The sequence below is a fragment of the Pseudobutyrivibrio sp. 49 genome, assembly GCF_900100545.1.
Classification (GTDB): domain Bacteria; phylum Bacillota; class Clostridia; order Lachnospirales; family Lachnospiraceae; genus Pseudobutyrivibrio.
The window spans coordinates 148,390-160,638 of sequence record NZ_FNDP01000002.1; the positions used below are offsets into that span (position 1 = coordinate 148,390).

At 38.0% G+C, this 12,249-nt stretch carries 10 protein-coding genes; 1 reads left to right on the forward strand and 9 read right to left on the reverse strand.

From position 1 onward, the window contains the following. Nucleotide 1: 1 nt before the first annotated feature. The 3 genes from BLP54_RS04015 to BLP54_RS04025 are packed head-to-tail and all read right to left on the reverse strand — an operon-like array spanning nt 2 to nt 3,250. Complete coding sequence (locus BLP54_RS04015) at nt 2-868, reverse strand: lysylphosphatidylglycerol synthase domain-containing protein (protein ID WP_090167024.1); 867 nt, start codon at nt 866-868, stop codon at nt 2-4. Nucleotides 869-878: 10 nt separating this feature from the next. After that, nucleotides 879-1,679, reverse strand: coding sequence for a glycosyltransferase family 2 protein (locus BLP54_RS04020; protein ID WP_090167026.1), 801 nt, complete (start codon nt 1,677-1,679; stop codon nt 879-881). Nucleotides 1,680-1,711: 32 nt separating this feature from the next. Further along, nucleotides 1,712-3,250, reverse strand: a complete 1,539-nt coding sequence (locus BLP54_RS04025; RefSeq protein ID WP_090167028.1) for a glucosyltransferase domain-containing protein — start codon at nt 3,248-3,250, stop codon at nt 1,712-1,714. Between the two features lie 127 nt (nt 3,251-3,377). On the opposite strand from BLP54_RS04025, the gene BLP54_RS04030 reads away from it, so the two are divergent. After that, nucleotides 3,378-4,541 (forward strand): glycosyltransferase, encoded by a 1,164-nt coding sequence (locus tag BLP54_RS04030; protein ID WP_207646774.1) that lies wholly within the window; start codon nt 3,378-3,380, stop codon nt 4,539-4,541. Nucleotides 4,542-4,566: 25 nt separating this feature from the next. Here BLP54_RS04030 and BLP54_RS04035 read toward each other — a convergent pair whose 3' ends face one another. The 6 genes from BLP54_RS04035 to BLP54_RS04060 form a co-directional block, all read right to left on the reverse strand. Further along, on the reverse strand, nt 4,567-7,467 hold the full coding sequence (locus BLP54_RS04035) for a hypothetical protein (RefSeq protein ID WP_090167032.1): 2,901 nt from the start codon (nt 7,465-7,467) through the stop codon (nt 4,567-4,569). An 11-nt stretch (nt 7,468-7,478) separates the two neighbouring features. Next, the gene (locus tag BLP54_RS04040; RefSeq protein ID WP_090167034.1) at nt 7,479-8,426 is read right to left on the reverse strand and encodes a glycosyltransferase family 2 protein; all 948 of its coding nucleotides are present in this window, start codon (nt 8,424-8,426) and stop codon (nt 7,479-7,481) included. Between the two features lie 4 nt (nt 8,427-8,430). Further along, nucleotides 8,431-8,949: a GNAT family N-acetyltransferase gene (locus BLP54_RS04045; RefSeq protein WP_090167036.1), complete on the reverse strand. Its 519-nt coding sequence runs from the start codon at nt 8,947-8,949 to the stop codon at nt 8,431-8,433. Between the two features lie 3 nt (nt 8,950-8,952). Beyond that, nucleotides 8,953-10,086 (reverse strand): dTDP-4-amino-4,6-dideoxygalactose transaminase, encoded by a 1,134-nt coding sequence (gene rffA, locus BLP54_RS04050; RefSeq protein ID WP_090167037.1) that lies wholly within the window; start codon nt 10,084-10,086, stop codon nt 8,953-8,955. A 72-nt stretch (nt 10,087-10,158) separates the two neighbouring features. After that, entirely contained in the window at nt 10,159-11,295 is a 1,137-nt protein-coding gene (locus BLP54_RS04055; protein WP_090167040.1) for an ATP-grasp domain-containing protein, read from the reverse strand. A 6-nt stretch (nt 11,296-11,301) separates the two neighbouring features. Beyond that, nucleotides 11,302-12,234 carry a glycosyltransferase family 2 protein gene (locus tag BLP54_RS04060; RefSeq protein ID WP_090167042.1) on the reverse strand — a complete coding sequence of 311 codons (933 nt, stop codon included), beginning with the start codon at nt 12,232-12,234 and terminating at the stop codon, nt 11,302-11,304. Nucleotides 12,235-12,249: the final 15 nt, after the last annotated feature.

Sequence of the window (12,249 nt, forward strand, 5' to 3'; positions counted from 1 at the left end):
GCTACTTCCTCTCGCTCTTTGTTACATCAAAAGCTTTTACAAAAAGATAAATCACAATCATAAGCACTACGCTAAGTAGTACAAATCGTTTTAATTCTATTGTCTGATTTCCCATCAAAGCTGACTCCAGATACTCTGAAATCTTTCTTGTAAGGGAACCATCTGCTCTGATTCCATTCATGCTGGCTATGATTACTACACTGCCAATCTCTGTCACCCATGCCAAAAGAGATAATACATAAAGGATGATTCCTCTTCCTCGTGATACGTTCATTATTTCCAGATATACCTTGTTCATAGCCTCAAGTAACTTTAAAGCACCCAGCTTTCTTACTGACGCGTCAGCCCTTAATAAGTACTTTTTCCAGTATGAATACAAACCAGGAAAAACAAGAAACATCAGAACAAATACTACGATAAATACCAGCAACAAATATACGAGTGGAATAATCGCTTCCCCGCTGCCAAGCCACATCACAATAATCATAGTGACAAGTGCGATGGTATCCATAAAGCGATCCATTAAAACTGTAACCACACCCTTAAGCATGTTCCCCGTGTAATGGCCGTAGCAATACATTCTGAAGAACTCTCCCAGCTTAAATGGAAACAGAATACTTACGGGGGTAACCTTACAGTAGGTCTTCGCATAGGTAGATGGAGTAATATCTGCTCCATACAGTGCCAAATATAATCTCAGTGCCTTAAGAAAATGCACCAGCATAACAGTAGCTATGATAATCAGTATCTGCAATTCGCTAATCTGCCGAAAGTCTTTCAACCCCTCATAGTTAATAAAAAAGATTAACGCCGCTAACAACAGCACTACAATATTTATTAAGTTATAAGCAAAAGAATTTTTCTTCATCCTGTCACCACTACTGCTGATTTGTATATATAACTTGAGCAGTATAAGCCTCCACGATTTTATCTCTGTGTTCGTCTTCTACAAACTTCTTCTTGTTAATTATATAAGAACCAAGCATTTTTAACACTACCATTGCCTGATTTACCATCTTTACATTGGATACCTGGTCGTCCTCTCTCCAGATGATCGGGAAGAACTTTACTCTATGCTTGTAGTAAGCCTGTCCCATTACCATGCAATAATTAAACATAAGATTATCCTTATACTTCAGATAAAACTTATCTCTAAGGATATCTACGCGATACATATTTAATCCTGAGCCAAGGTCGTATACCTTACAGCCGCAGCCAATAGCAAATAATGTGTTGTAAACAATGTTTCCAAAGGTTCTAAACTTTGAGTAGCCCTGAAGCTGTGAGCCCTTCATGAAGCGGGCTCCGAGGAAACAATCATATTTTTCATATTCCTTATTCTTAAGATATGGAAGAATATTAACAATATCTCCCTGATCATCGCCATGAAGCACCATAGCATAATCAAATCCATTCTCCATGGCGTAGTTAAAAGCCACCTTGTGAGAGCCACCAAGACCGTAGTTATCATCATTTCTAAGAAGTGATACCTTTACTGGAAGCTGATGCTCCTTTAAATAATCCTGTACCACCTGCTCGCCATTATCAGTACTTCTGTTATTAATAACAAGTACCTCTGAAAGATAGCCGCACACCTCGTCAGTAAGCTGTCCTAATACTCTTGTAATCTGCTTTTCGCAGTTATACATTGGTATAAAGAGTAATATTTTATTATCCATAATTTATCATTCTCCTATATGTGTAAATTAATTTAGAATTTCACAATAATCTTTTCATCTATTATCTTTATTGATCCGTCATCAGGATAATGAGGCATCTGTTGATACTCTTCAGTATCTAAAATCGGATTATCAATGTCACTTTCCACCACTGGCTCATATCCACACCAATCGTTCATAAAAAAGTGCCATCTGTAATTATTCAGGTAGTCATAAAGATTTCCATATGGTTCAATTTTAATATCTCGCAATTCAGGCATGTCTGTCCAAGATTTATCGTCAATCTGATAACGATTGCAAAATACCACAGGCATATCATCATTATATCCATCAAGACTCTTTATCTGAGTAACCATTGTTGTGAAATAGCTGATTGCCTGCTGCTGCATTAAATCAGCCTTTAAATAACACCTATTGTCGTATCTGCAATACATCAAAATGGTAAAAGAAAGTAATACTAATGCCACGCGCTTAGTTATATTTCCTTTTGTATTTGTAAGCTGTATCTTATCTGCTAAAAATGCCAACATGATGAACACAAATACCTGCGAATAAACCATCAAAGAATGTGTTACTGACATATCCGCCATTACAAAAACAAAATTTGAACATAATGGGAATAAAATAATACAAACACCCATGAAGATTAACTTTTCTATATTGCTCTTTGCTTCATTTAACAATTTTATTAAATATACTACAGAAAGTAATACTACAAGATAATATACTGCACGTATTGTACCTGAATACATGTAGTATGGATTTTCTGCTGTTGGAACAAAAAACTCTTTATAGGCTACGACTACTCTATGAAGATATTCTCCTAAGCCCAGTTTTCCCATAGAGCTTATTCCCTGGTAATCTGCAAGTTGTACATTGTAAACAGTGAGGTATATCTTATTCATCACAAAATATACTGCCATGTAAAGAGCTGTACTTATAACTAGCTCTATCGCCTTAAAGATATATTCCTTAAAAGTATTATCATTTTCATATACGTACTTGAAGAAGAACATCAAAGTTAATGTAATATACATTGGAATGTAAGCCTGATAGATTCCAATAGAAAAACCTGCCAAAATTATTCCCGCTGCTTTTTTTAGATAGGATTCACCTGAGCAGATTAAGCTTATGCCCTCTATTCCCATAAAAACAGCAAGCATATAAAAATGTATCGTAAAAACATATCCAAACAAGCTTGTGATAACAGGGAAGCTCACCATAATACCTGCCGTAAGAAGGCATATAACATCACTCTTAATATCAAGCAGCTTAATTATTACACATGTAGCTAATGCCACAAAAAGAATAGCCAAAAATCCATTAAAGGTAGGCATGCTATAGTGTCCATCGCCGTAGAAAAAGCGTTCTACCTTTTCCAACACATCTAACATCCATCTACCTAATATAAGTGTATTTCCAACATCAAATAATGTTGTATCATCTCTGTAGGAATATTTGTTAAATAGTCCCATGCCCTGTGAAAGCAAGCCTACAATAAAAGATGTAATAAAAACCATCTTATATCTATAGTCCAAACTCTGAATATATTTTTTCATATTATCAACCATTTCACTATTCTCCTTTTCCCCCTAGACATAAACATACAATTTTATTATGTCAATTTATGATAAAAAGGGCAACCTTCTTTTCTTTTTTATTTAAAAAAGTGTTATTATACATACTATGAAAATATTAATGATTAATGTGGTCTGTGGCGTCAAAAGCACAGGAAGAATTTGCACGGATTTAGCTGTGCAGCTAGAGCAGCAAGGCCATGAGGTAAAAATTGCATATGGTAGGGATACAGTCCCTCCTCAATACGAACGTTTTGCTGTGCGCATTGGTTCCAATATAGATGTAAAGATGCATGGTCTAAAGGCTCGCCTTTTTGATGGAATGGGCCTTGGGAGCATAACTGCTACCGAAAAGTTCATTGAATGGGTAAGAGAATATGATCCCGATGTTATTCATCTTCACAATATTCACGGCTACTACATCAATGTTCCTGTTCTTTTTGAATATCTTAGAACCTGCGGAAAAAGAATCATTTGGACTATGCACGACTGCTGGGCTTTTACAGGTCACTGCACTTATTTTGATTTTGAAAATTGCAATAGATGGCTAACAGGATGTGGAGGTTGCCCTCAAAAGGGTGTGTATCCTGTTCTCTGGGGTGCTGACCGCTCAGCTGAGAATTTCAAATTAAAAAGAAATCTTTTTACAGGACTTCAGGATTTAACTTTAGTTACACCATCTCTATGGTTAGAAAAACTTGTGAAGGCTTCCTATATGCGGCAATATCCTATTCAGACAATCCATAACGGAGTCGACACCTCTATATTTAAACCTACTAAAAGTGATATTCATGAGAAGCTTGGGCTAGTTGGTAAAAAAATCATCTTAGGTGTAGCCGCTGTATGGGATAGAAGAAAGGGTCTTGATGATTTTATCCAGCTTTCTGAGCTTGTTGACGACAGCTATGCCATTGTACTTGTAGGTCTTAAAGAAAAGCAGATTGAGAAGCTTCCTGAAAAAATAATCGGAATCAGAAGAACTGATTCCGTAGCTGAATTAGTAGAGCTATACTCTGCTGCATATGTTTTTGTTAATCCTACCTACGAGGATAATTATCCTACCACAAATTTGGAAGCTATTGCCTGTGGCACTCCTGTAATCACATATAACACTGGGGGTAGCCCTGAAAGCGCCAACGAATATGGCATTACCCTAAAAGACAAAAATGCCAACGCTATCTATGATGCACTTTCATTCGTCGATAGTATCCCAAAATCAGACACTAGCTTTTCAAACGAAAAAACTATAGAAGAATATTTAGCTTTATATAAAGAAATCCTATGACCATTCTTTGGCCATAGGATTATTTTTATTGCACCTCTCTGCATTTAAGCAATCTTACTGTCTTTATTTCTGGAACTTGTATTGCTTTATCATTTTCTGTGACTGCTATTGTTATTTCTGAGTGACCATTCATCAGCCAGCCTCTCACAGCTCCTACAGGAAGAAGAAGCTTTCCTTCATCCATGTTGCAGGTCTGAGAACGTTTTTCACCCATATCACTAATCCATGATACCGTAACCTTGGTGTCAGGGTTATATTCTTTTCTCAGCAAACCTTTTATTATGCCTGCTGCATTCTGCTCCACAGGCGAATGATTATCATACAATACATAGCTGTAGTCCTGTGTCTGATTATCAAATTCGAGGTAAATAAAATCCGCCTCATTGCCATCAAAAGTTTTATCAAAAGCTACTTCTACAGAATCTCCCTTATTTGACAACTCATAGCTAATACCAGGCTCTGTAAAGATTGGCTCTAATGTCTCAAAAGAGCTTCCAAATGAACCTGCCACTTTTCCAATATCCTCTGCTACGTAATCAAGCGGCAGTGTTACATTATTGTTCTGAGCAAGTATCTGCTCCCTTGATACGCTTCCATCATTATGTAAGAATAATCTTGCGTTATTATCAAATACATACTCTCCTGATGTTAGCAACCAATGATACAGATAATAATTTCTCAATGGATTTACATTAAGACCTACTATAGAATCGTTTGCCTTAATATTTTCTATACTCTCCTCTACTGCGCCGTATCCTTTTATGGTGTTCAGGATTTCCATTACAGAATCACCTTTGATATCACAGAGATAGAACAAGCCAAAACTGTCTACCAAACCAAAATATGAGTTATCTCTTCCAAGAGTGTCTACATAGTTGTTTGTACGTGTGACATATTCGTACTCGCTCTGCTCAATGAAACACTCACCCAGTCTTGGCTTATCATTTGCCACATACACATATCCCTCAGGGACTGTGTAGCTGGCTTCCATTTTTGAATCATCTGCGATGTGAAGCACACCCTCTGCAGATACCACAGATATAATAAATATCGCAAATGCGAATATCCAAAGTGTATTTTTATTTTCATCCTTAACGAATCTGCCAATCAGGACTATCAATATCACAAAAGCTGCTGTTACCACACCATAGCTTCTAGCATAAATTTCATTGTAATCAAAGCGTACTACTGTATAGCTAAAGGAAACCAGCATCATTAGTCCCATTGAAAGAGCTAAAAAGCCATTCTCAGGATTACTAATCTTTATTCTCTTATTTTCTATACAAACGTTTCCGCTCTTTAAGAACAGCGCTACAGAAAGCCATACTATAGCAATAACAATCAGATACGAAAGAATGTAATACACAGCCACCTTTATTGGCATGTTTGAGATATATGACAAGAAGTTTTCTGGTGCCATCTGTCCAAAGCGCGCCATTCCATCAGCGTAAATGGTCTGTGCGCCCATAGCCAACATATGCTTTACTGTTCCAAGCAACCATCCTAATCCGCAGATGACTGGAACAAAGCACACTATCCACCATGCCCAGAATTTAACTGTCTTGACATCCTTCAAAAGCTCTCCTGATTTTGCATAGGTGTATATCTGCCATATTCCAAGTGGAAGGAAGCCAAAACATACTGCTGCACCAAACACAGGATAATAGAGCCCATGTACAAAGCTTGTTAAAAACCACGCCTTTAGCCATAGATTCTTTTTCTGAATCAGTGCAGGCCATGCCAAAAGCAGAGTGATTGGCACAATAAGTGCCACTCTATTGTAATCTGTCATCGTAAATACGATAGAAATAAGAAGTACCCATTCTGCCTTCAGCTGTTTTCTTAATAGATAAACAATTGCTGTCAAAATAAGCAGATAAAATAGATTCTGTGTAAGATAATAGAAGGACGCTAATCCATGTCCAAATACCTTAAAAATCCATCCTTGTAATAGCGGGTACATTCCAGATACAGGAATATATTCTGAGAAAGGCTTCTGTCCAAGTTCAAATATCTGTGAATATCCAATAATATTTTCAAATGGATGATGAAGATCTGTAGGCACGATAGAACCTGTGCCGCTAAATCTGTTGAAAGACATAATAGAAGCACATGCTCCAAGTGTAAGCACATTGCCTAATCCATTAGGGCTATACCATTCATTTTTAATCTTTAATACTGCCTCTGCCACGAAAGCAATAATAAATATCAAGACTAAAAGCAAAGCTCTTTTTGGTACATTTATCTTATAAAGCTCAGTGCCATACATATAGTTTGAGGTGATATAAATCAAAAGAGTAAAAGGAATCAAAAGCTGTCCTATTAGGATTCCTCTCATATAAGCTTTTTCACTTTTTCCAAATAGGAATACCACCATAGAGATAATAAATGCCAATAACGCTATCTTCTTCTCTCCTGCTGGTATTGTTCCACCGAAGAACACAAAAGCTCTATATAGGCCGCATATAGCGTATACAGCTATAAACACAAAAGCCGCGCCTGATACAACCAGATCTCTGTTTTTTATTCTGGCTACGGCAGTTATAATCAACGCTCCCAGCACAATCCAGCTTATGGTCTTATATAAAACCAGATTAGTAATAAGAGAAACTGCAAGTCCTACTGTAACAAAGCTGCCCCTGTCCCAAGTCACAACATCCTCTTTTTGTTTTCCATATTTCTCAAATAAGAAGTAGAGTCCATAAACAAAAGCACCAAAAAAAGAGAACAAATAAAACATTGTTCTCTCAGCACTTTTATTACTGCCATCCATAGCAGTAAACTCCACTACAATATCCGTAAACTTCTGATTATCATTTCCGGTCAGGGCTGAATATACCAAAATAAGTATGGCACCTAAAAACATCATGCCGGCAAAAAATGATAATCTTTTTTTACTAGTATCCTGTAATAGATTTTGATCCATATTTTCCTCGTTTAATTTTTGTTCTCAACGCTATCGTAGTTGATTATATTCTTAATGACATACTGTGGCGAATTATTAATGCTTATAAAAATTCGTCCTACGTACTCACCTATGAGACCTAATACTAATAAGATTAAACCTCCTAAGATTAGTAATACCGCCATTGTTGAGCTCCATCCAAGATACTCCGTAGGAGCTACTATTTTTCTAATTATTACATATAAAGCATATATAAAACCGATACACGCAATAGCACTACCACCATAAGATGCAATTCTAAGAGGAAGAATTGAAAAGGATGTAAATCCATTCATCCATAATCCAAGAAGCTTCTTGAAATTATAGCCTGATGCACCTTCAGTTCTTTCTCTATGATTTACCTCTACATTGCAAATATTTCTTGTAGTTCTAAGAACAAGACCGATTACGTATGGATAAGCGCCCTTATAATTAAGCATTTCATCCACAATATATCTCTTTGCAGCAAAGTAGCTAGAGATATAAAGCTCCTTTGGCTTTCCAAGCATTACTTCAGTCATTACTTTGTTAACGTGACTGCCCCAGTTTCTAAAACCAGAGTGCTGCTTATGTGCATATTCAGCGTAAGCCACATCATAATCTTCATCGATTACCTTAGCTAAAAGCTTGTCTACTTCGTTAGCTGGTGTCTGTCCATCATCATCTAGGCAAACAACAACGTCTCCAGAAACAAAATGGAAACCAGCCATTAACGCTGCATGCTGACCAAAATTCTTAGCATGATTAATTCCAATAATATTTTTATTATCATTACATAATCTACGAATGACACCCCAAGTATCATCTGGGCTACAGTCGTTCACCAGAATAATCTCATAATCCTGATGATTCATTTCAGACATCTTTGCCTGAATTTCCTCTATTACTTTATCAAGAGTCTTCTCTGATCTATAACAAGGAATCACAAATGAAAATCTCATATTTTTACTCCGCCTCTACTGACATAAACAACACTTCTGTGTCTACACCATCTATCTGAATTATTGATTTTCCATTGTCCTTTTCAGGCACAAATCCTGCTTTTTCATATGCATGAATCGCTCTATCATTAGAAGCTAAAACTCTAAGATAAATTTTTTTCATACCTAACTGTTCAAAGCCAAATTTATTAATAAGTCTGGCAGACTCTGAACCACGACCACCGTTTAAATAATCTGGCTCACCAATAAGAATTCCGAATTCACAATCCTTTTTCTCATTGTCTATCTTCTGCAGATATACTGAACCAATCTTCTTATTATCAGCCCTGTCCCAAATAATAAACTGAGCTACCTGACCGGTCTCAACCTTTGTCTTAATCCAGTTTCTCTGGTCTTCAACTGTAAGGTCTTTTCGATAAATAAAACGGGATTTTATCAGATCGCTGTTACGCCATCTGATATAATCCTCGCAATCATCATATGTGATAGGAGTTAAAAAAATCTTTTCGCCTTCTATTCTCATTTCTTACTTGCCTTCGTAAAACTTTCTAACAGTCTGAATTACCTTATCTCTGTCTTCCTTTGTAAGGCCATAGTAAAGTGGTAATCTGACTAAGCGCTCGCTCTCCTTTGTTGTATAAACATCCTCGCCATCAAATCTTCCATACTTCTTTCCTGCTGGTGCTGAGTGAAGTGGGATGTAGTGGAATACCATAAGGATATCGTTCTCCTTAGCAAAGCTAATAAGAGCTGTACGCTCCTCCAAATCCTTACACTTAAGGTAGAACATGTGAGCATTGTGCTGGCATCCCTCAGGAATAGTAGGAAGCTCAATCTTTCCTGCATCTGCCAAATCCTTAAATGCTGCGTAATACTCGTTCCAAGAATTCATTCTGTCATCAAAAATCTTGTCTGCTTCCTCAAGCTGACCATAAAGGTATGCAGCATTAAGCTCTGAAGGAAGGTATGAAGAACCTGCCTCTACCCATGTATACTTATCAATCTGTCCACGGAAAAACTTAGCACGGTTTGTACCCTTTTCACGAATGATTTCTGCTGGCTCCATCATATCCTGATTCTTGATAAGGATAGCTCCGCCTTCACCCATAGAGTAATTCTTTGTCTCATGGAAGCTGAAGCAACCGAAATCACCGATAGTACCAAGAGCCTTGCCCTTGTATGTGCTCATAACGCCCTGCGCAGCATCCTCTACTACCCAAAGGTTATGTCTGCGTGCAATATCCATAATCTTGTCCATCTCACAAGCAACACCTGCATAGTGTACAGGAACGATAGCCTTTGTCTTATCTGTAATAGCTGCCTCAATCTTATTCTCATCAATATTCATTGTATCTGGACGAATATCTACAAAGACAACCTTTGCTCCTCTAAGAACAAATGCATCTGCTGTAGATACGAATGTGAAAGAAGGCATAATAACCTCATCACCTGGCTGAATATCGCAAAGAAGAGCAGCCATCTCTGTAGCATGTGTACATGATGTTGTAAGAAGAACCTTTGGTGAACCTGTCTTCTCCTCTAACCATGCATTACATTTCTTAGTGTATTCGCCATCACCACAAATCTTGTGCTTTGCAATAGCGTCCTTAATATATTTCTCCTCTGTTCCAACTACTGGTGGTACATTAAATGGAATCATAGTCATACCTCGCTTGTTTTCAAACATAGTTTAATTTACATAGTGTATAATATACGCCTTTTGAAATTAAAATCAAATTTCTGAAGGCAAATATTTTCTGATGTCACCGGTCATATCGCTCATGATAAAGTAGCCATATCTGGTGGAGCTGTCAGTAATCTCTCCCTCCAGGCTATCCATTATCTCGTGTTCTATTACAGCTTCCGGCATCTCGCTCATAGCTGCATCCATAATGTCCTTGTCTTCCTGACTAAAGACATATCTGATGATGGCATATCCCCTTTTAGTAGGAGTAACCTCTGGCTTCTGACCAAGAGCAATATCTATTACCGCCTTTACGAAATCCACTCCTGTGGAAAGTTCTACAAGGCTGCTTCCGATACAGTCGCCACCCATTCTGCCGCCGATTTCGATAATACGAATATTTCCGTCCTTATCAATCTTTAGCTCAGAGTGTGATGCACTGTTTTTAATCTCAAGACTATCCAGCGCATGGAACACTGTATTCTTTACCTTTTCAGCCATTTCAGGTGTAAGGCTTGCTGGCTCGCTGTGAGCCGTCTCGATAAAATGAGGAGCCCCTGTTGTGTACTTTCTTGTGATAGCAAGCAGAGTATGCTCGCCCTTGTAGCTGACGCACTCGATACTATATTCAATGCCTGTAGCAAATTCTTCTATCAAAGCTGCCTTTTCAAAGCCAACTTCCTTGGCAGCCTCGATAGCTGCATCAAGCTCTGCAGGATTATCCACTCTTGTGATGCCTCGGCTACCTGAACGATCCAAAGGCTTTATAATTACTGGATACTGGAAATCTACCCCCTGGTAATCCTCTTTATTCTGTACCTTTACGCATTTTGGAGAAGGGTCTCCATTCGCTTCGAAGGCTGCTCGCATAGCCCATTTGTTAGTGGACTTTTCCGTGCACTCAAGACTGTTTCCCGCCAAGCCCATGTGGTGTGCTACATAATTCACTGGGACTGTAGCAAGGTCGGATGCGATGGTACAAATGCCATCGATACCAATCTCCTGACACTTTTCTAAAATCTGTTCCTTTTCAACAATACTTATGGGATAAAAGTAATCTGCAAGAGTCTCGCCAACATCACCAGCTGCCCACGCAAATACATGTGTCTCATATCCCAGGTCTTTCGCTTTATTAATCAAAGGTACCTGCAAGTACGAAGCACCTATGATTGCTAATTTCTTCAATTAATTCTACCTCTCTTCGCTGTCATCATTCAGAATCTGTCTGATAACAAACTTTGGTCTGTCCTTTGTCTGGACAAATATATTGCCCACGTAGATACCAACCATTCCTATAGTCATGATAGTAAGTCCTCCAATCAGAAAATTGGAAGCAACTATACTAGACCAGCCTGGATCCACATCTGCAATAAAATACTGAATCACAATTAAAATTATAGCAATAAACGACAGTAATGTCATTCCAAAGCCTAAGCCCACCACCAGTCGTAACATTTTATCAGACTGTGAAGTAAGAAGCTCGATGGCAAGATTAACCTTTTTCTGAAAGGTGTAGGAGCTTTCGCCCTCGAATCTTGCATTGTGCTCTACATCAATAGCTGTAGTTCTAAAGCCCAGCCATTTGATATACATTACGTAATCACGATACTGCTCTGGCATAGCACAATATTCTTTGATTACCTTTTTGTTTACTACTGAGAAGTTACATAAGGCTCCATCATAGGTACCGTCAGTAGCAAAATTATAAACCTTATAGAAACGGCTAGCCCAGAAAAGCTTTATCTTTGAATCCTGTCTGTCAGCTCTTCTAGCGAAGACAACATCATAGCCTTCCTGCGCTTTTGCATATAATCTAGGGATTTCTTCTGGTCTGTCCTGCAGATCGCAGTCCATAACGATAACCCATTCACCAGTACAGTGATTAAGTCCTGCAAGGATGGCATTCTGCTGACCAAAGTTACGCGAAAGCTCAATTCCCTTAACGTGAGAATCCTTTGCGCATAATTCCTCGATTACTTCCCATGAATTCTCTGGACAATTATCATTTACAAGAACGATCTCGTACTCAGTTGTCATGGCAGAGAAAGTCTCTGTCAATCTTCTATGTAATTCTGGAAGTGCAGCTCTACAGCCATACACAGGTATTACTGCTGAAAATAGCATTTCATTTCCTCTTTT